The 20,725-nt window shown below is 68.4% G+C and carries 14 protein-coding genes and 1 tRNA gene; 8 read left to right on the top strand and 7 right to left on the bottom strand.

Annotated features, from left to right (window positions below; all coding sequences use genetic code 11):
- Positions 1 to 202: 202 nt before the first annotated feature.
- From MQH31_RS00075 to MQH31_RS00065, 3 genes are all read left to right on the top strand, one after another.
- Entirely contained in the window at positions 203 to 601 is a 399-nt protein-coding gene (locus tag MQH31_RS00075) for a DUF7882 family protein (protein ID WP_243010485.1), read from the top strand.
- A 65-nt stretch (positions 602 to 666) separates the two neighbouring features.
- Entirely contained in the window at positions 667 to 3,459 is a 2,793-nt protein-coding gene (locus MQH31_RS00070; protein ID WP_243010484.1) for a cation-translocating P-type ATPase, read from the top strand.
- A gap of 203 nt (positions 3,460 to 3,662) precedes the next feature.
- Complete coding sequence (locus MQH31_RS00065) at positions 3,663 to 4,769, top strand: DNA alkylation repair protein (protein ID WP_243010483.1); 1,107 nt, start codon at positions 3,663 to 3,665, stop codon at positions 4,767 to 4,769.
- Here the strand turns inward: MQH31_RS00065 and MQH31_RS00060 are convergent.
- Complete coding sequence (locus MQH31_RS00060; RefSeq protein ID WP_243010482.1) at positions 4,747 to 5,406, bottom strand: class I SAM-dependent methyltransferase; 660 nt, start codon at positions 5,404 to 5,406, stop codon at positions 4,747 to 4,749. The two genes, MQH31_RS00065 and MQH31_RS00060, sit on opposite strands and share 23 nt — an antisense overlap.
- A gap of 78 nt (positions 5,407 to 5,484) precedes the next feature.
- Here MQH31_RS00060 and MQH31_RS00055 point away from each other — a divergent pair, with 78 nt between their 5' ends.
- On the top strand, positions 5,485 to 6,090 hold the full coding sequence (locus MQH31_RS00055; RefSeq protein ID WP_174775063.1) for a helix-turn-helix domain-containing protein: 606 nt from the start codon (positions 5,485 to 5,487) through the stop codon (positions 6,088 to 6,090).
- An 18-nt stretch (positions 6,091 to 6,108) separates the two neighbouring features.
- On the opposite strand, the gene MQH31_RS20780 is transcribed toward MQH31_RS00055, so the two are convergent.
- The 3 genes from MQH31_RS20780 to MQH31_RS00040 form a co-directional block, all read right to left on the bottom strand.
- Positions 6,109 to 8,604 carry a bifunctional lysylphosphatidylglycerol flippase/synthetase MprF gene (locus MQH31_RS20780; RefSeq protein WP_243010481.1) on the bottom strand — a complete coding sequence of 832 codons (2,496 nt, stop codon included), beginning with the start codon at positions 8,602 to 8,604 and terminating at the stop codon, positions 6,109 to 6,111.
- Between the two features lie 211 nt (positions 8,605 to 8,815).
- Positions 8,816 to 8,888, bottom strand: a tRNA-Arg gene (locus MQH31_RS00045).
- A 101-nt stretch (positions 8,889 to 8,989) separates the two neighbouring features.
- Entirely contained in the window at positions 8,990 to 10,375 is a 1,386-nt protein-coding gene (locus MQH31_RS00040) for an MFS transporter (RefSeq protein ID WP_243010480.1), read from the bottom strand.
- An 83-nt stretch (positions 10,376 to 10,458) separates the two neighbouring features.
- Between MQH31_RS00040 and MQH31_RS00035 the strand changes: the two genes are divergently transcribed.
- From MQH31_RS00035 to MQH31_RS00020, 4 genes are all read left to right on the top strand, one after another.
- Positions 10,459 to 11,196: a flavodoxin family protein gene (locus MQH31_RS00035; RefSeq protein WP_243010479.1), complete on the top strand. Its 738-nt coding sequence runs from the start codon at positions 10,459 to 10,461 to the stop codon at positions 11,194 to 11,196.
- A gap of 62 nt (positions 11,197 to 11,258) precedes the next feature.
- The gene (locus tag MQH31_RS00030; protein WP_243010478.1) at positions 11,259 to 12,878 is read left to right on the top strand and encodes a carboxylesterase/lipase family protein; all 1,620 of its coding nucleotides are present in this window, start codon (positions 11,259 to 11,261) and stop codon (positions 12,876 to 12,878) included.
- Between the two features lie 174 nt (positions 12,879 to 13,052).
- Positions 13,053 to 14,837: an APC family permease gene (locus MQH31_RS00025; protein WP_243010477.1), complete on the top strand. Its 1,785-nt coding sequence runs from the start codon at positions 13,053 to 13,055 to the stop codon at positions 14,835 to 14,837.
- A gap of 110 nt (positions 14,838 to 14,947) precedes the next feature.
- Positions 14,948 to 16,777 (top strand): HNH endonuclease signature motif containing protein, encoded by a 1,830-nt coding sequence (locus MQH31_RS00020; protein ID WP_243010476.1) that lies wholly within the window; start codon positions 14,948 to 14,950, stop codon positions 16,775 to 16,777.
- Positions 16,778 to 17,000: 223 nt separating this feature from the next.
- Here MQH31_RS00020 and MQH31_RS00015 read toward each other — a convergent pair whose 3' ends face one another.
- The 3 genes from MQH31_RS00015 to MQH31_RS00005 form a co-directional block, all read right to left on the bottom strand.
- Complete coding sequence (locus MQH31_RS00015) at positions 17,001 to 17,549, bottom strand: hypothetical protein (RefSeq protein ID WP_243010475.1); 549 nt, start codon at positions 17,547 to 17,549, stop codon at positions 17,001 to 17,003.
- 11 nt (positions 17,550 to 17,560) lie between these two features.
- Positions 17,561 to 19,093, bottom strand: a complete 1,533-nt coding sequence (locus tag MQH31_RS00010) for an alkaline phosphatase (protein WP_243010474.1) — start codon at positions 19,091 to 19,093, stop codon at positions 17,561 to 17,563.
- 186 nt (positions 19,094 to 19,279) lie between these two features.
- A partial coding sequence (locus tag MQH31_RS00005) for a response regulator (protein WP_243010473.1) occupies positions 19,280 to 20,725 on the bottom strand: 1,446 nt, incomplete at its 5' end.

Raw genomic sequence — 20,725 nt, 5'->3', positions numbered from 1 at the left:
CGGCAGCCGACGACCACAGCGTACGCCCGGTCCGCCGGCCCCGCCCGCACGCCCTGCCAGGCCGACATCCCCGTGATCCGCAGGTTGCTTAGAAGCTCGCTTGATTGGTTGTATTGAGAAAATCTCACGCGTATAACTGGGCAATATGCTTCGAGGCGACATCGATGGCGCTGAGCCTCAGGCCGATCGGGAATGGCGAGCCATGGGATACCTGATGTACAAGGGGATGATCGTCGATTTCGACGATCGGCTTCTCGCTCACCTGCAGATCGTGATCGTGCAGAAGCTCCGCAGGGGCGAGAGTTTCCTGCTCTCCTGGCCCGATGCCGGGAAATCCGGCGGTCACAGTTCGGCGTGGTTGCACCCGTCGATCCCGCTTTACTTCCGGTTCAGTGGTGGGCACGCTCCGAGCCTCAACGAGAGATGGCTGCACTGCCTGAGCGAATCGGCGAACAGTTCCGCCGGTCTGGTCGTGATCGGAGAAGAGGACTCCCTCCTCGCTGCAGGTCCACGGCAGGCATCTTTTCCCCACCGACGCACCGAGGGATACCTCGAGCACGCGGCCCCGCTGACGCAGGAGATCACCGCCCGCGGAGACTGAGCGCGGATGCCTCTGGCCGGTGGGCGCGGGAATTCGGTGACCGGGGCGAAGCGTAGCCTTGAACCATGAGCTTGCCGCAGCTCCACCCTGCCGATTCCACTGACCCCGTCGCGTCGATCTATCGGGAAACGGCTGATGAGGTGCTCAGCGCATTCGGCAGCTCGCGCTCAGGGCTGACGACCGGCGCGGCGGACGAGCGGCGCATCCGCTCGGGCAGCAACGCGATCGTCGCCCTCAAGAAGGAGTCCACGCTGAGGCGCTACCTGCGCCAGTTCGCGGACTGGATGATCGTGTTGCTCCTCGCGAGCGCCGCCATCACGGGGTTCCTCGGCGACCTGGGCACCGCGGGCGTCCTCGTCGCCCTCGTCGGCTTCAACACCCTGATCGGTTTCGTGCAGGAGAACCGCGCGGAGAAGACCATGGAGGCGCTCGAGAGGCTCGTCGACCCGACCACCCAGGTCTATCGGGACGGCGTCCTGACCGAGATCGAGTCCCGTGCACTCGTGCCAGGCGACGTAGTGCGACTCACCGAAGGCGCCTCCGTGCCCGCCGACGTGCGGCTGGTCGACACCACCGCCTTCTCCACCAACGACTTCGCCCTGACCGGCGAGAGCGACCCGACCAGGAAGTTCGCCCGGCCGATCCCACACGAGGTTCCGCTCGCGGACCGCCACAACCTGGCGTTCGCGGGCACCAGCGTTGCGACCGGCGAGGCGCTCGGCCTCGTCACCGCCACCGGGATGCACACCGAGCTGGGGCGGATCGCCCGGCTCAGCCAGTCGGCCCCGCAGACCCGGAGCCCGCTGCAGGTCGAGACGGGCAAGATCGCGAAGTACGTCACGTACGGCGTCGCCGTGGTGTCTCTCGTCGTGCTCGTCATCGCCGTGCAGTCCGAACTTCCGCTCCGCGAAGCGATGCTCTTCGCCGTCGGATTCGCCTGCGCCCTCATCCCCCAGGGGCTGCCCGCGGAGGTCAACACCGCCCTCGCCGCGGCCGCAGGCACCCTCGCCCGACAGAATGCCCTTGTCAAGAAGCTCAGCTCGGTGGAGACGCTCGGGGCGACGCACGTGATCTGCACCGACAAGACCGGCACGCTCACCAAGAACGAGATGACGGTCAGCGAGCTCGTCGTCGGCGGCGCCGACTACCGGGTCACCGGAATCGGCTACGCGCCGCTCGGCGTCTTCGAGCCGGAGCCGCGGAGCGGCGCGGCAACGGACCGGCTGCGCGCGTTCCTCACCGCGGGGGTCTTTGCGAACAACGCCCGGCTGGTCGCCCCGACCGGAGACGACGACTGGCGAATCCTCGGCGACCCGACGGAAGGCGCCCTCCTGGTCGCGGCAGGCAAGGCCGGAATCGACCTCGAGGCCCTGCGCGCCGGCTCCCCCGAAATCAGCGAGTTGCCGTTCGATTCCACCCGGAAACTGATGACCAGCATCCGCCGGGGCCCGGACGGAGCCGTCACCGCATACTCGAAGGGCGCCCCGGAGAGCCTCCTCGCCCGGGCCACCCTGATCGACGACGGCAGCTCCGTCCGCTCGCTCACGGACGCCGACCGTTCCGCCCTGCTCGCCCGGCACACCGAGAAGGCGAGCCGCGCGCTGCGCAACCTCGTCTTCGCGACGCGGGTGCTCACCGAAGCGGATGCCGTCAGTGGCGACATCACCGTCATCGAACGCGATCTGACCGTCCTGGGCCTCGTCTCGATGCAGGACCCGATCCGCGACGCCGTCCCCGCCGCCATGACGACCGTGCTCGCCGCCGGGGTGAAAGTCAACATCGTCACGGGCGACTTCTCCCTCACGGCCGAAGCCATCGCGCACCAGGCCGGACTGTCGGGCGACGACGGTCTCAGCATCGTCACCGGCGCCGAGCTCGCGGAGATGCCCGATGCCGAGGTGCTCCGTCACGCACTCGGCGGCGGCACCGTGTTCAGCAGGGTCGCACCGGAGGACAAGGTGCGCATCGTCGACCTCGTCAAGGCCTCCGGCCACATCGTCGCCGTCACCGGCGACGGCATCAACGATGCGCCGGCGTTGCGGCACGCGAACATCGGGGTCGCGATGGGCGCCTCCGGCACGGATGTGGCCAAGCAGGCCGCCGAGATCGTGCTGCTCGACGACAGCTTCGCGACCCTCGTCAACGCGATCGCCGAGGGCCGGACGATCTACCGCAACATCACCAAGGGCGTGCTGAGCTGCCTGACCTCGAACATCGCCGAGTTCGTGGTGAACACCGCGAGCCTGGCCCTGGCCTCCCTGTTCGGCGTGCCCCTCGCCCTGAACGTGCTGCAGATCCTCGCGATCGACCTGCTCGGGGAGATCTTCCCGATCGCGGCGCTCGGCAAGGACCCCGCGGAAGGGGAGACGATGAAGGACCCGCCCCGGGATTCCCGCGCGCGGATCCTGAACGGGCGGTCGATCGTCGACGTGGTCTGGTGCGGGTCGCTGATCGGCGCCTTCGCCATGGTCAACTACCTGGCCTTCTTCACCCGGAACGGAATCGACCCGTTCAGCCAGGCGGTGCCCGCCGTGCCGCTCGCCCAGGCGATGTCGATCACCTACGTCACGATCATGGTCTGCCAGCTCGTCAGCATCATCCAGCGCCGCAGCGTGCACGGGTTCTTCACGAGGTATCAGTTCACCAACGCCTCGTTCTGGTACGCCATCGCGCTCGCGCTCACGATCATGCTCGTCATCGTGTACGTGCCGCTGGTCGCGGGCTTCTTCGGCACGAGCGGGCTCGGTGTCCTCGACTGGTTCTTCGTCCTCTGCACCGCCGTCGTGTTCCTCGGCATCCGTGAGGGTGGTGCGGCCCTTCGGCGCCGCCGCGCGAGCGTACCCGTCCTCCGGGCCTGAAGCATCCGCTTCGCACCGGGGCCGGCACCGCGCCCGCGCCGGTTTCGGCGGCCCGCGACCGCGCCCGCGCCGGTTTCCGCACACCGCGCCCGCCGTTTCGGGCGCGCCCTGCCGAAACCGGTGCGGTGTCGGTCCCGGCCGCGATCTGGCACGCTGGAGGGGTACACCGCTGCACCAGCACCAGCACCAGCACCAGGAGTTCCATGCCTTTCGCCGACCAACTCATCGGAGTGCCGACCGCGGTCGCCCTCACCACGGCGATCCAGGCCGTCACGCCGCACGCGCCGCTTACCGCCCTGCACGAAGCCACCGGGATGCTCGCCCCCTTCTCGCTTCGTGAGCGGAGCGACCTGCTGCGCGACGCCCTGCTGGCCGACCTGCCCGGCGACTACACCTCGTTCGCCGCGACCATCCGCGCCGCCGCGTCGGGACCCGCGCCGTTCACGGGCTGGCTGATCTGGCCGGTGTCGACCGCGATCGCGGTCAAGGGCATCGAGGCGGGCACGGATGCCGCCTTCGACGACGCCCTGGGTATGCTCGCCGAGCTCACCGGCCGGCTCAGCTCCGAATTCGCGATCCGGATCCTGCTCGAACACGACCTCGACCGGGCGCTCCCGGTCGTGCTGGGCTGGACCGCCTCGAGCGACGCCGACGTGCGCCGGCTGGCGTCGGAGGGCACCCGGCCGTTCCTGCCGTGGGCACGCCGGGTGCCGGGCATCCTCGCCGAGCCGACCGCGACGCTGCCGATCCTGCACGCGCTGTACCGCGACGAGGACGAGGTCGTGCGCCGGTCCGTCGCCAACCACCTCAACGACCTCAGCAGGCAGCAGCCGGAGCTCGTGGTCGCCACGACGGCCGCCTGGCTCGCCGACCCGGACGCGAACACCGCCCGGCTCGTGCGACACGCGCTGCGCACCCTCGTGAAGCGGGGCAACCCGGCCGCGCTCGCACAGCTCGGTTTCCATGCCGCCGACGTGACGGTGGCCGGCCCGGTGCTGGACGAGACGAACGTGCCGTTCGGCGGAACGGTGAACTTCACCGCCAGCATCCGCAACGATGCCCGGGTCACCACCCGCCTGGTGGTCGACTATGTCATGCACCACCAGAAGGCGAACGGCAGCCTCAGCGGCAAGACGTTCAAGCTCACGACCCTGACCCTGGAGCCCGGCGAGGTCGTGCTCCTGACCAAGGGGCACTCGCTGCGGGCGATCACCACGCGCAGGTACTACCCCGGAGAGCACGCCGTCGAACTGCAGGTGAACGGCGTGCCGTCGGGCAAGACCCCCTTCACCCTGCTGCCGGAGGCCTGACCGGCCGGATCGCCCTGACCACGACGTCGCGCACGGGGGTCGCGTCGTCGTGGGCGGCGGGCGCCGCCCGTCCGCGCGATTCGGCGACCTCGACCTCGAGGTCCTCGCCGGCGATCGCGGCAAGCACGTCGTCGACCCCGAACATCAGCTCGCGGAAGTGCGCCCGGTGTTCGCCGACATCGGCTTCTGAGACGTCATGGCCGACGATGAGCAGGGTGCCGCCCGGCGCGACGGCCGCCGCGAGCGCCCGGAACAGCTGGCTCCTGGCGGAGCCGGGCAGGTGCATGAACTGCGACGTGACGAGGTCGAATGAGCGGGGCTGAGGCGACCAGGCGGTCAGGTCGTGCTGTTCCCAGCGGATGCGCGCCGCGGCCGGTCCGTCGACGGACTCCGCCCGGGCGCGCGCCTTCTCGAGCGCGTTCGTGGAGATGTCCACGCCGGTGACGTGCCACCCGCGCAGCGCCAGCCAGAGCGCGTCACCGCCCTCCCCGCTGCCGATGTCGAGGGCCCGGCCCGGTGCGAGCGGGGTGACGTCCGACACCAGCACGGGATTCGGGTCGCCGCTCCACGCCAGCCCGGGGGCGGCGTAGCGGTCCTCCCAGTAGTCGCGGCCGAACGGGTGTTCCTCGTGTGTCATGGCAGACCTCCTGCTCCGATGCTCGGCCAGGAGAAACGGAATCGCCAAGCCCGTTTGCCGAAGTGGCAAGATCGACCCATGGAAGACACGTCCGCTTCGACCGAATCGATGCTCGCGGCCGTCGGCCCGCTCCTGCGGGCCCGGCGCACCGAACAAGGCATGACACTCGCCGAGCTGTCCGGCATCACGGGCATCTCGGTCAGCACGCTGTCGCGGCTCGAATCCGGGCAGCGGCGTCCCGCGCTCGAGCTGCTCCTGCCGCTGGCCCGGGCGTATGCCGTTCCGCTCGACGAACTGGTCGGGGCGCCGGAGACGGGTGACCCGCGCATCCACTTGCGGCCGACGCGGCACCGCGACCAGACGATCGTGCCGCTGTCCCGCGGTAGCAGCGGCGGACCGCAGGCCTTCAAGCACCTGATCCCCGCCTCGGTGGCGGAGCGGGAGCCGGATCCGAGGGTGCACGAGGGGTACGAGTGGATCTACGTGCTGCGCGGCCGCCTGCGCCTCGTGCTCGGCGCGCACGACCTCGTGCTCCCGGCTGGGGAGGCCGCCGAGTTCGACACCCGCACGCCGCATTGGTTCGGCCGGGTCGGGCCGGGCGACGTCGAGTTCCTCACCCTCTTCGGCCGGCAGGGCGAGCGGATGCACGTGCGCGCGGCTCCGCCCGGACGCCTGGGCGAGTGACTCGCGGCCGCGAGCCTCTCACCGCGCCCCGGTGTTGCGCAGCAAATCCATTGTCTGGGCCGTTGTCAGGTCAGGAAGGTAGGCGTTGGCCAGGGAACGGCCGATGAGGGGGAGCGTGAGCGGGTCACGATACGCCAGGTGGAGACTCCGGTAGGACGGGTGGAACTTCGACTTGTATCTGAACAGGGAGGCGAATCCGTAGGAGGGCTCCAGCATCCGCGACACCAGGTTCATGAAATCGGCCAACGGGGTCGGCGTACCGGGTTCCTCCCCAGCCGACGGCGGCATGGTCGCGAGCGGTGCGCCGGAGAGGCTGAGGGTCGCGAGACCGTCCTTCTGCATGCGCAGGGCGGCGGAGGCGATCAGGAATTCCATGATTCCGGGCATGCTGTCGTCCGCGCGCCGCATGAAGTCGAGCGTCCATCCGACTGGTGCGCCATCCCGGTAGACCGGCAGCCAACTCGTGATCGCCTGGATGCGATGGTCTGCGTCGACGGCGAGCATGAGCCGCACGTCCGGGTCCTTGAGCTGCTCCAGACCGCCCAGGGTGAAGCCCATCTCCGGGAGCGCCTTCTCGCTCACCCACTGCTCTGAGATCGCCCGCACCTGGGTTTGCGAGTCGCTGGAGAGGTCGGCGTAAGTCACCCACTGCGCCGTGATGCCCTGCTTCAGTGCGCGATTGAGCGGTGTTCGCACGTTCTGCCACGACTTGCCCGTGAGGGAGAGGGTGAGTGGATCGATGAGCGTCTCCACGCCGACGGGCACCGAGGACCACCCGAGTTCGTCGAAGTAGGAGAGATACTCCTCGTGAATGCTGTAGAAGGCCACGACCCAGTTCTGGCTGTCGCAATACGCGATGAATTCGAGGATGGCGTCTCGTTCCGTTCCGCTGGCGCAGAGCGGGTCGGACACCGTGATCGCCACTCCCCCGACGAGTCGGTAGGCGACGGCGGAGTCGGTTGTGTCGCTGAACCAGTAGCGGTTGCCGTCCCACGTGGCCATGAATCCGTAGGTGCCGGCCCCGCGCCTGATGAAGCGACGGATCGTGTCCTGCCCCATCGTCGCATCCGCAGGGACGACGGTCGAGATCAGCAGGCGAATGAGGCAGACACACACGATGGCCCAGAAGACCGGTCCCATCCACTGGGACACGAACTGGGTGAGGGGGTCCCTCGACATGAAGAACACGTCGCGTGAGAGGACGAAGTTCACCGGTACGAATCGAAGGGGGATGCCGAGGGCGAGGTTCCCGGGTTCGAGTGCGGGCGCGAAGCTGTCGATGGTGGCGCGGGCCACCACGAAATAGCTCGCCGAGAGCGCGACGAGTGCCGCCCCGCTCACAACCCAGAACTGACCGATTCGACGCGAAGTCGAGACCAGGCGGAAGTTCCGGCGCGTGACGATGAGCACAACCGCCACGCTGACCGGGATAAGGATCGGGCCGCCGATCCAGACGATGATCTCGACGATGTCGATGGAGGACGCGGTCGCCGACCCATCCCCCTGATCCAGGGCGCTGGCCACATAAACGGTCGAGAGGACGGCGAGGACGACATTCATGATGATCGCGAGCCACCACGCCGCCCGCTTCCCCTGCCGGAGACCATAGGCGGACACGAGCAGCAGGACGAGGGGAACGAAGAGCATGACGACGGATCCGGGGCTGTGAATCGCCAGAAAGGCCTGGTCGTGCGCGCAGGCCAGCACGGTCTCCTGTGCACAGGCATCGCGGACGTCCTCGATCGCGGGGAACGGGTCGCCGAAAATCCAGCCGAACAGGGACAACACCCCTGAGCCGTTCGACGCCGCTGAGATTGCGGGTCCGATCGCACTGATCGCCACCGCCAGGGAAACCAGAGTCCTGGTCTCCGTGTGCGTGCTCCTGTGGAGATTGAACCGCGCCCGACGCTCGTGCAGGATCTCGCCGAGGAAGAGTCCGAGAACGGCGGCGATCAGCCGATAGGCGTCGGCGGAGGTTCCCCCGTACAGCGCCAGGACGAGAAGAGTCGCGAAACCCCAGACACGAATCCTCCTCCGCACCAGCGGCCCTGCGAAGGCGCTCGCGGCCAACGCTGCTCCCGCGATCGGGATCACGGGGTCCAGAGTCGCCGCGAAGTTCATGTCAGTCGACCACCACTCGCCGATGCGTCCGCCGCCCCACTGGAGGAGCACCCCGAGACCGACACCGAGGAGACCCGTGACCGTCATGGCCAGCAGTAGTCGGGCATGGCCAAGGGAACGCTCAGCCTGGGGCAGGATCACGAGGCACGCGAAGACGACGACGATGAGTTGGGCCGGGCTGTCCACCATGACGAGTGATGAGACGATCGACCACCAACGACCGGAGCCGATCGTCGAATCCGCGTCGGCGCCCCACGACTGCGCCGTAATCGGGGAGAGGGGACCGAACAGTGTGCCCGCGATTCCGGATGCGACAAGAACAGAGCACAGGAACAGCAGACTCACCGGCATCGACATCAGATAACGGCCGACGTAACGCCGAGCGTGCTTCACGTCTCGTCCCCGGAACGGGCACAACAACCGCCGACCCGAACGCACAACCTGCAGACGTCCAACACACTTCCCCCCGGTACGATCACAGTCCTGATGACGGGGTTCAGCGTACAAGGATTCCCTGAGAGCTCGAAGGCGCTCCCGACCGGTGGCTGGACATGCAAAAAGCCCCGTGAACAGGATTTCTCCTCTGCACGGGGCTTTTGTACTGTGCGCCCGAAGGGATTCGAACCCCCAACCTTCTGATCCGTAGTCAGATGCTCTATCCGTTGAGCTACGAGCGCATGTGCCAGGCGAAATCCTTCGCGAAGACAACTTAGAAACTATAACAGATTTCCGGGGCCCTCCCGTTCGAGGGCTTGCGAGAGACACACGGATGCTGCGCTCAGGTGCGCTCTCCGGCCGCCGGGGTCCCGGCATCCGTCATGCTCTTCGGGGTGCGGATGCCGAGCCAGGAGACGAGGGCGCCGGCGAACATGAGCGCGGCGGTGACCACCAGGACCCGCTGGAACCCGGCGACACCGAGCTGTTCGCCCGCGATCGTGCCGGCGAGCGCGATCATGATGAGGCCGGCGACCCGGGAGACGGCGTTGTTGATCGCCGAGCCGATTCCGGCCTGCTCGGGGTGGATGGAACCGAGCACGGCGCCGGTCAGGGGCGCCACCGTGATCGAGAGCCCGAGACCCACGACGGCGATGCCGGGGATCACGGTGCGCCAGACATCCACCGGGGGAACGGCCAGGGTGAGGAGGAGGAAGCCGCTGCCGGCCACGATCGGGCCCAGAGTCATGAAGAGCCGCGGGCCGAACCGGGCCGCGAGCCCGCCGAACAGGGTCGAGAAGAACAGCATCATCAGGGTCGCCGGGATGCCCGCGAGTCCCGCGCTCGTCGCCGAGAGGCCGCCGACCTGTTGCAGGTAGACGGCGAAGATGAAGAAGCCGAGGCTCAGCGCGCCGTAGATGCCGACGGTCGCGAGGTTGCCCGCCCAGAAGTTGCGCGCCCGGAAGAGGCCGAGGGGCATCATCGGGTGCGGGGCGCGGGCCTCCCACCAGAGGAAGGCGGCGAGGGAGAGCAGCCCGACGATCAGGGGCAGGTAGACGATGGGACTGCCCCAGCCGAGCCTGCCCTGCTCGATGAGCGCGAAGACGGGACCGCCGAGGCCGACGACGGCGAGGCACGCCCCGGCGACGTCGATCCGGGCGGTCGGACCGGTGCGTTCCGGTTCCCGGACCCCGGCGAGCACGATGAGCGTCGCCGCGATCGGCAGCACGTTGATCGCGAAGACGAGTCGCCAGCTGCTCGTGTCGACGAGGACGCCGCCGAGGATGGGGCCGGCGATGCCCGCGATGCCGGTCCAGCCGGTCCAGGCTCCGATCGCGCGGCCCTGCGCCGGTCCGGTGAACGTCGAGGTGATGAGGGCGAGGGAGCTCGGGACGAGCAGGGCGGCTGCAGCGCCCTGCAGGATCCGCGCGACGACGAGCGCGGCGCCCCAGGGTGCGACGGCGCAGGCGAGCGAGGTGACCCCGAACCAGATCAGTCCGACGCGCAGCACGCGCACCCGGCCGAAGGTGTCGGAGAGCGAGCCGGCAACGAGGATCAGGGCGCCGAGTGAGAGCAGGTAACCGTCGACGACCCACTGCTGCAGGGTGAGGCCGCCGCCGAGTTCGCGGGAGATCGCGGGGAGCGCGACGTTGACGATCGAACCGTCGAGGAACGCGACGAAGGAGGAGAGGATGGCAACGATCAGGATCCGGCGTTCGCGAGGAGTCACCCGGCAATTCAACCCCGGATCCGGGGCAAAGTGAACCCGAACCCGGGGTAGCCGGTGCGCGGAGCGGGTGCAACACTGGCGCCATGACCCCGCCGAGCCGCAACACCCAGGCCTCATACGACTACTCCGGACTGCGTGCGCTGTTCATCAACTGCACGCTCAAGCGCAGCCCCGAAGCCAGCAACACCCAGGCGATCATCGACCTGAGCATGAACCTGATGCACGAGCAGGGCGTCTACGCCGAGACGATCCGGGCGGTCGACCACGACATCGCGACCGGTGTCTATCCCGACATGACCGAGCACGGCTGGAAGACGGATGCCTGGCCGGCGCTCTTCGACAAGGTGCAGACCGCGGACATCCTCGTCATCGGCGGCCCGATCTGGCTCGGCGACAACAGTTCGGTGACGAAGCGCGTGATCGAGCGGCTCTACGCGATGAGCGGGGAATTCAACGAGAAGGGCCAGTACGTCTACTACGGCAAGGTCGGCGGTGCCATCATCACCGGCAACGAGGACGGCGTGAAGCACTGCTCGTCGAACATCCTCTACAGCCTGCAGCACATCGGCTACGCGATCCCGCCGGCCGCTGATGCGGGCTGGATCGGTGAGATCGGGCCGGGGCCGAGCTACCTGGACTCCGGGTCCGGCGGCCCCGACAATGACTTCACCAATCGCAACACGACCTTCATGACCTGGAATCTGATGCACCTCGCGGCGATCCTGAAGGCCAACGGCGGCTTCCCCGCCTATGGGAATCTCCGCAAGGAGTGGGACACCGGAGAGCGTTTCGGTTTCGAGCCCAATCCCGAATACCGCTGACCCGGCAGCCGGCCAGACGAAGGACCCAGACAACTCCAGAAGATTCCCACGAGGAGGACCGCATGTCCACAGCAGTGACCCTCGACGACGAGCCGCATCCAGGCCCCAACCCCGGCCTGGGAGCACCCCTCCGCTCCGTTCCCCTCCCCCGCGGTCGCCTCGACGTCCGCGTCACCGGCGGGGTCGTGCGCGGGGTGCACGAGGACGGGATCCTGGCCTGGCGGGGGATCCCGTATGCGGCACCACCGGTCGGTGACGGTCGGCTCCGGGCACCGCGTCCGGTGGAACCGTGGGAGGGTATCCGCGATGCCTCGAGGTTCGGCAAGATCGCCTCGCAACCGCATCGCGGTCAGTTTCGCGCCCACGGGCCGCGCAGTGCCTCGGGGGAAGACTGTCTCACGATCAATGTGATGCGCCCTGCCGCGGTACACCGGCGCCGCCTTGGCCTGCCGGTGATGGTGTTCATCCACGGCGGTGGCTACAGCGTGGGGTCCTCGCAGGACTTCACGGGCCGCGGCGAGCGCTTCGTGCGGAGCGGCCATGTCGTCTACGTCAGCTTCAACTACCGCCTGGGTGCGCTCGGCTACATCGACTTCACCAGGTATTCGACACCCGAGCACCCCTTCGAGAGCAATCTCGGGTTGCGCGACCAGGTCGCCGCCCTCCGTTGGGTGCGGGACAACATCCGTGCCTTCGGCGGCGACCCGAACAACGTGACGGTGTTCGGGGAATCCGCCGGCGGGAACGCGGTCGTCACGCTGATGGCGACACCGTCGGCCGAGGGTCTCTTCGCGCGTGCGATCGCCCAGAGCTCGCCGTCCAACGCCGCGTTCTCGCGCGAACTCACGGAGGCCTGGGCCGAGGAGGTCCTCGAGGAGGTGCGGACGCTCACGGAAGCCGACGCCGGAGCGGTCGGCCTTTCTCCGGACGAGCTGCTCGCTCTGGCGCCCGCCGACGTGATCTCCCAAGCCGTCGTCGCGGTGCAGACCCGGACCCCGGACTCGAACCCGGGCACCTTCTGCCTCGTGCCGGTCGTCGACGGCGACTTCCTGCCGGAACGACCGGTCGACGCCTTCCGCGCCGGCCGCGAACACCGGGTCCCGCTCATCATCGGTTCCAACGAGCGGGAAGGCACCCTCTTCCGCGGCAGGGTCGACATCCTGCCGCGCTCGGCTCCCCGGATCAGCGCCATCTTCGAGCAGGCGCCGCAGAGCTCGCACGAGGCGATGCGTGCGGCATACGCGGGGTTGTCACCGCTGCGCGGCTCCGTCGATTTCGGCAGCGACTTCGTGTTCTGGTACCCGAGCCTGCAGCTCGGGGAGCTGCACTCCCGGGTCGCGCCGGTCTACGTCTACCGCTTCGACCTCGCTCCGCGCCTGATGCACATGCTCGGCTTCGGCGCGACCCACGGCATCGAGCTCTTCGCCCTGTTCGATCAGGCGGACCTGCCCGTCGCGCGGATCATGAGCATGCTCGGCGGTCGCGAGCCCTTCATCAACGCGGGCGAGCGGATGCGCCGGCACTGGCTGCACTTCGCGGTCACCGGCCGTCCCGATACCGGTTGGCCCCGCTACACCGAAGACGACCGACTGACCCTGATCATTGACGCGGAGGACCGCGTCGAGTCGGATCCCCGCGGGGACCGGCGTGCCGTGTGGCAGGAATTCCTGCCCGACTGGTGATCGTGGGATCCGCCCGCGGCTCGAAGACATGCGAAACCGGAACATTCTGCAGGTGCGGGCCGTGAGAAACGGGGGTAGAACGGTGTCAATCACGATCGCTCACCGCTGAGGGACCGCGTTCGCCCTGTTCCGCACTGTTGCCGGCCCCGGTCGGCCCTCATCTGGGGAGTACTGATGACCGATAGCGCTTCGTCCCACGCCGGCGAGAAACGTTCAGACCAGGTCGACAGCAAGGGGTTGAAAGGCGGAGCGCTCGGCCTGCTGTCGAGCGTGGTCGTCGGGATGGCGTCGACGGCCCCCGCCTACAGCCTCGCCGCGAGCCTCGGGTTCATCGTCGCGAGCGGCGGCGCCCTCCTCGCGGGTGTCAAGGCACCGGGCATCGTGTTGCTCGCCTTCGTTCCGATGTACCTCATCGCCGTCGCGTACCAGGAACTCAACAAGGCGGAGCCGGACTGCGGGACGACCTTCACGTGGGCGACCCGAGCGTTCGGCCCGATCACCGGCTGGCTCGGCGGCTGGGGCATCATCGCAGCGGACGTCATCGTGATGGCCAACCTCGCCCAGGTCGCCGGCTCGTACTCCTTCACCTTCATGGGCGACCTCGGACTGACCGGTGTCGCCGACCTCGCGAACGACCAGTTCTGGTCGACGGTCGCCGGGGTGATCTGGATCGTCATCATGACCTGGATCTGCTACCGCGGCATCGAGCTCTCGGCCCGCATCCAGTACGTGCTCCTGGGCATCGAGGTTGTCGTGCTGATCATGTTCGCCGTGTTCGCGCTCATTCGCGTCTACACCGGGAGTGCGGAAAGCTACTCGCTGACCCCGACGCTCGACTGGTTCAACCCGTTCACGCTCGACTTCGGCAGTGTGATCGCCCCGGCCGTGCTGACCGCCGTGTTCATCTACTGGGGCTGGGACACGGCCGTTTCGGTCAACGAGGAGACGGCCGACCCGAGCAAGACCCCCGGCCGCGCCGCCATCATCAGCACCCTGCTGCTGCTCGGCACCTACGCCCTCGTGACCGTCGCAGCTGTCGCCTTCGCCGGCGTCGGCACCGACGGCGTTGGCCTCGGCAACGACGCGAACTCGGCGGACGTCTTCGCCGCGATCGGGCCGGCCCTGTTCGGTGACAGCACCCTCGGCAACCTCGCGATGCTCCTCCTCTCGGCGTCGATCCTCACCTCGGCCTCCGCATCGACGCAGACCACGATCCTGCCGACCGCCCGCACGGCCCTGTCGATGGGCGTCTATCGCGCTTTGCCCGCACGCTTCGCGAAGATCCACCCGCGGTACCTCACCCCGACCTGGGCCACCCTCGCCATGGGCGGCGTTTCGATCGGCTTCTATTTGCTCTTCACCCTGATTAGCGTCCAGCTGCTCGGCGCACTGATCGGTTCCGTCGGTCTGATGATCGCCTTCTACTACGGGCTCACCGGATTCGCGTGCGTCTGGTACTACCGCAAGACGATGTGGTCGTCGTTCCGGAACGTGATCATGCGCGGCCTGTTCCCCCTGCTCGGCGGCCTGATGCTGACCGCGGCCTTCGTCTACGGACTGCAGCAGTACGCCACGGTCGACTGGCTCACCGACGACAACGGGGACAACGTCACGATCTTCGGCATCGGCGCCGTCGCCGTCGTCGGGATCGGCGCGCTGGTGCTCGGTGTGGTCGTGATGCTGGTCTGGTGGGCGATGAATCCGAATTTCTTCCGCGGCCGCACCCTGCCGCGCCAGACAGACGACCTCGTGCTCGCCACGACCGAAGCGGAGTCGATTCCACGGTTCGGCCTGCCGGATTCCAAGCTGATGCCGACCATGATCGCGCCGGACCTGTCGAACCTTCCGCCCGGCCAGACGGCCGTCAATGCCGAAACCGGCGAAGAGGTCACCAGACCCGGCGCACTGCCCCCGACCGACACCCAGCGGCACCCGCGCGCCGAGAGCGACGACCAATAACCGGCGGGTGATCGAACGGTTTTGTCCTCAACAGACACCTGATCACCGAGAGTTTCCACAGACCTGAGCCATGCTCAGAGAGTGTCGGTGGTCGGTCGTAATGTGGGGGCATGACCAACCTCCCGGTATCGCCCGCGTCACCCGATCAGCAGCTGGGCGACCGGGTGCCCGGCGGCGACGTCGCGGACGGCGACGGGCTCGGTGGGTTGCGGTCGATGGCGGATGTCGTCGCCGGGTTGCGCGGCTCGTCCGCCGCTGTCGACACGCTCACCGATGAGGCCGTGTTGGAGGGGCAGGTGCTCATCGCCGGTGCCCGGCGGGCGCTCGACACCCAGGCGGCGTGGTTCGCGGCGACCCTGGCCCGGCGGTCCCGGCCCGAGCTCGGCGGGCGAGGTCTCGCGGCCCGGCAGGGGTTCCGTTCTCCGGAAGACCTGCTGCAGGCCGCCTCCGGATCGAGCAAGAGCGACGCGGTCAAACTGCTCGGCGTGGGCCGGCTGCTCGTCGAGACCGACGCCGCCGAGAAAGCCGCCCGGGAAGCCGCCGAGGCGCACAAACTACTCGACGGGACCCCGACACTCGACGGGCATGGCGGACGTGACGGGATCGACGGGCGTTACGGGAGCGACGGGAACGACGGGAGCGAGGGGATCGACGGGAACGGCGGGCAGCCGCCCCTCGACGGGACAGCCCCGCACCTGCCACCGCTGCCGGCGGCCGCGGTCCCACCCTGGCACGCCCCGATCGGCCGGGCCCTCGGCGAGGGCTGGCTCAGCGTGGAGAAGGCCGACGCGCTCCGGAAAGGCCTGGGCGATCTGGACCGAGCGATCACCCCCGAGAAACTCGCCACCGCCCTCACCCGCCTCCTCACCGAGGCGCGCACCCTGAACGCGGACCAGCTGTTCAAGCGGGCCCGGAGGGTGCGGGACGTGCTCGATGAGGCCGGCATTGCCGCCCGCGAGAAAGCCGCCTACGACGACCGGTCCTTGCGGTTCTACCGCCTCCACACGGGCCAGGTGCGCATGGTCGGCCTGTTCGCACCAGAAGACGGCGAATACCTGATGAGCACCTACGACGCCATCACCAGCCCCCGCCGCGGCGGGGTCAGGTTCGTGGACAAGGAGCAGGCAGCGTGGGCGAAACGGGTGCAGGACGACCCGCGCACGACCGAGCAGCTCACCGCGGACGCGTTCCTCGCCCTGACCAAACTCGGCGTGAAAGCCGACCCGAAACGCATCGCTGGCGGCCGCAACCCCGCCGTCCGCATGGTCACCATCCGCCCCACCGGCACCACACCCGCAGGGACCTCACCGACCAGCCCGACGGCCGGGAGCACACCCGCCGAGGCCACGTCGGCCGGGACCACATCCACCGGGGTCGCGGCCACCGGGACCGAACCGAGCGGGCCAGCTCCCGAACCCTCGGCCGCTCCCACAACCGATACCAGCGTCGATGCCGGAGTAGGCCACCGCGCCCCGACGCCAACGCTCCAGCCCGGCGTGATCGAGGGGACCGCGGTCACGGTCTCCTCCGAGACCATGGAGCGGAGCCTCTGCGACAGCGGACTCCTCGACGTCACCTTCGACGACCACGGACACGGCCTCGACCTCGGCCGCGAGCAACGCACCTTCAGCCCCGCCCAACGGGCCGCCCTCGCCATCCGCGATGGCGGCTGCATGTGGCCCGGCTGCGACCGACCACCTTCCTGGACCGAAACCCACCACATCCAACACTGGAAAGACGACACCGGGCAAACCAACCTGGACGACGGCATCCTGCTCTGCCGGGCCGACCACCTCAGACTCCACAACGAGCACTGGCGCATCACCCGCGACGACGCCGGCCGCTACTGGCTCACCCCGCCGCCCCGACTCGACCCCGAGCAGACGCCCATCCTCCTCACCAGCACGAGCCCGATCCGGCCCGAGGAGGGCCAGCCCTGATCCTGGCCAAGCTCACGTCGTCAGGTCCACGGCACCAGGCGGACGCACGCTGCGAGAATCGACGACGACGGCCGGAACGGGTGCACAGGCACCCGGCCCGGCCGCGTTCGTAGATGGAGCGTTCGCAGTCGACTCGGTTACTCTCGACCCATCCGGTGACGGGTCGTTCGGTGGCGGGTCGTTCGGTGGCGGGTCATTCGGTCGCAGGCCATTCGGTCGCAGGTCATTCGTTGACGAGGACCGGGACCCCGATCGACGCAGCCACGGCCCGACCGGACACGTCCGCGGGTACCGCGATTGTGAACTCCAGGCGCTCTTCGGGTGGCTCCGCGTGAGTGGCGTCCTCGACCAGGTGGTGGACGAAACGCGCGTTGCCGACCAGAACACCCTTGGCGTCATAGAACCCGGCCAGCACCTCGAGGTCGAGCACGTCACTCACGTCGCTCGTCACGCGTACGGCACCCGAGACCGAACCCCCGTCGAAGGCGAGGTCCTCGAGCACGAACCGGTCGTCGAACGGACCGGCCGCCGCAACGATCGCCCCCGGGCTCGGGTGCACCTGGACCAGGCTCTCCAGCTCGGGGTCCCCGGTCGCCGGCGTCAGTCCGGCGAACGTCGCCTGGGGAGTGAACGGCGTCACGGGTCCCTCCATCGCGGCGACCGTTCGCGCGTCACCGTTTGCTCCGGCGGCCGCCGCATACACGGTGACTCCGACGACAGCACAGAGGGCGACGACGCTCAGCGCCGCGGCGATTCCGGTTCGGGTCTTCATGCCGGGTCCGACTACACGACGCGGAGCGCGCGTCCGACGATTCCGAAGAGCGCCGTGTTGTCGACCGTGCCCTGGAGCTGTTCCGACCCCGGTCCGGTGGCGAACACCGGGACATCCGCCCCGGTGTGGTTACCGGAGAGATAGGTCAACCAGAGTCCGGCATCCGGAGATCCGTCGACGACACCCGCCGCATCCGTGGGGGTGCGGAAGGTCGCCGGCCCGAAGTTCTTCGGGTCTGCAGCGCCGGCACCGTTCACGATGCCCGTTGAACGCGCGGCATCCTTCGAATTGGACGGCCGGGTCGGGGTGGAGTTGTTCGCGGTGTTCCCGCTGTCGACGTTGGCCGGCGGGGTCCCGGCCTCGGCGTTCGTGAAGGTGCCCTTCTCGATGATGTTGAATCCGGCGCACTCGTGGTCCGCGGTCACAATGACCAGGGTGTTTCCGTCGCGCTTGGCGAAGTCCTTGACGACCGCGACCGCGTCATCGAACGCCTTCATTTCGCCGAGGGTCTGGGCGGCATCGTTGGCATGTGAGCGCTTGTCGATGAGTGCGCCTTCGATCTGGAGGTAGAACCCCTTGCCGCCCTTTCCGCTCCGGTCGTCCTTGTTTCCGTTGCTCTTGCCCTTCTGCAACAGGTCGATGGCCTTGCTCGCCATCTCCGACAGGGTCGGTTCCTGTGCCTGGACCGAAGACGGGTTGTCCTGTTTGGTCTTCTCGACGGTCAGGTTGCCCTTGTTGAAGAGTCCGAAGACCTTGGCGCCGGAGGCGGCGGCCAGATCTGCCTTCGTGGCGGTCGACTGGCCGGCGATGGAGCCGAGGACCGAATAGCCCTGTCCCTTGAGCGCCGTCTCGTCGGCGGCATCGAACCGGCTGAGCCCACCACCCAGGATGACGTCGGCCGTTCCGTTGCGGGCGATCTGGTCGGCGATGGGGGTGACCCGCATGTCACTCGTCGGGAGGGCGACTCCTGTGATGGACAGGTCCTGGCAGGCCGCATCGGAGTACACCGGGCCCTGGCACCCCCTGGCGAGGGCGTGGCTCATCTGGCCGGCGGGAGTGGCATCCGTGATCTCAGCGGTCGAGACGTTGCCGGTGCGGTAGCCGGCCTTCTTGGCCAGTTCCATCATCGTGGGAACGACAGCACCCTTGGCGTCGACGCCGAGTGCCGCGTTGTAGGTCTTGACACCGGACGACCAGGCCGTCGCCGCGGAGGCCGAATCGGTGACGGGATTGGGCTTGAAGTCGGCGGCGCCCGGCTGCCCGGAGAGCTTCTCGACGGCGTAGGTGCTGACGAAGCCCTGAGCAGGCAGGGTCTCCATGGCCAGCTTCCCAGCGGCGCCGTAATAGCGTTCGCGGGCGGCCGTGACGTGGGTACGGCCCATGCCATCGCCCAGGAGGTAGATGACGTTGGTGGCGCGTGCCCTGTCGTTTCCGTCATCGGCCGAGGCCGTCAACGCGGCACCGCCGAGTCCGGTGAGGATGACGCTCGCGACGAGTGCGGTCACGAGGCTGGTCGACGTGAGAACGGAGGTCTGTCTCTTCATGAGGATTCTCCCAAAGCTGTGCGATGGAGCGTTCGGAGCGGCAGCTCATGTTGCCACTGCTCACACCGTATGGCGCGCCGGTAACAGCGACGGGTCACCCCGGTGAACAGACTCTGACCGATGCCGGGCCACGGTGGCCGGCCCGGCGCGGTCAGGAGAACAGCCGGTCCAGGTCGACGAGCAGGATCACCCCGCGTCGAGAGTGGCCGCGAGGTCGGTCGCGAGCACGGCCGTCACCTCGGCGATGGCCGCCTCCAACCGGGTCAGCTGGTCCTCCGTGATGCGTCCGCCCTCGTTGGCGCGCGCTTCGATCTCCCCGCACACGGCGGCCAGTTCGCTGGCACCGATCGTGGCACTGCTCCCGCGCAGCCGGTGGGCGACGAATGCTGCCTGAACCAGGTTGGCGCGGTCGAGCTCGGCCCGAAGGGCCACCAGGTGGCCGCCGCTCTCGTCGAGGAAGTGCTGCAGCAGGACGGCCTTGGTCTCGGCGCCCATCTCGTCGAGGTAACCGTACAACTCGGGATCGAGCACCGGCGCGCTCTCGGCCGTCGGCGTCGCGAGGACGCTGGCTGCGGGTTCCGGCGTCGGACTCGGCACCGGCGCCGAGTCGTCTTTCCACTCGCTGAACGCGCCCACGGTCACGGCCGGGACGGACTGACGTGCCGGAACCCTGAGGGTGAGGGCCAGGGCGTCCGCGAGTTCTTGGACGCGGATCGGTTTGCTCAGGTACTGGTCCATGCCCGCATCGAGACAGGCCCGGCGAGCTTCCGCCGTCACACTCGCCGTCAGGGCGATGATCATGGGCTGGCGGATGCTGTCGCCCAGCACCCGGATCAACCGCGTGGCCTCGAGGCCGTCCACGATCGGCATGTGCACGTCCATCAACACGACGTCGAAGTCGCCCAGTTGAGCTGCGTGAACGGCTTCCAGTCCGTTACTGACGGTGTCGACGCGGTGGCCGCCCTTGGCAAGCATCAATTGCGCGACCTTCTGATTGACGAGGTTGTCCTCTGCCAGGAGGATCCGCAGTCCGGAAACGGCGTCCGCACGAGCGGGCGTTTCGTCACCCGCAGCGACCTGGCCGGAGAGCACTTCGATCACGACGCGTTGCAGCTGGGCGCTGCGCACCGGCTTCGTCAGGACCGCGGCGAACGGCGCCTTGCGCGCCTTGCTCAGTGTCGCGCTCATACTCGTGAGCAGGATCATCGGGGTGTCCTGCCAGCCCGGGAGGTCCTGCAGAACCCGGGCGACGGCAGCGCCGTCCATTCCCGGCAGTTGCATATCCAGGATCGCGATATCGGGAACCGGGCTGTTCCTGGCGTCCGCGATCATCTCATCGGATGTCGCGGTCACGGTACATTTCATCCCCCACCGGGAGAGCTGACCGGACAAGATCCGACGGTTGGCCTCGTTGTCGTCCACCATCAGTGCGCGGAGTCCCGCAAGTGAGATTGTTTCGGTCACGCGGCGCTCCGGAGACGGGCTTTCCCGCCAGGCGATGGTGAATGCGAAGGTCGAGCCGACCCCGACCGTGCTCGTCACCTCGATCCGGCCTCCCATGATCTCCACCAGGGCCTGACTGATCGCCAAGCCCAAACCCGACCCGCCATACACCCGCGTCGTCGACGCGTC

It is taken from the genome of Cryobacterium zhongshanensis (genome assembly GCF_022760445.1).
Lineage (GTDB): Bacteria > Actinomycetota > Actinomycetes > Actinomycetales > Microbacteriaceae > Cryobacterium > Cryobacterium algoricola.
Note: the sequence above shows the minus strand (reverse complement) of the source record. Positions and strands in the feature narration are given on the sequence as shown.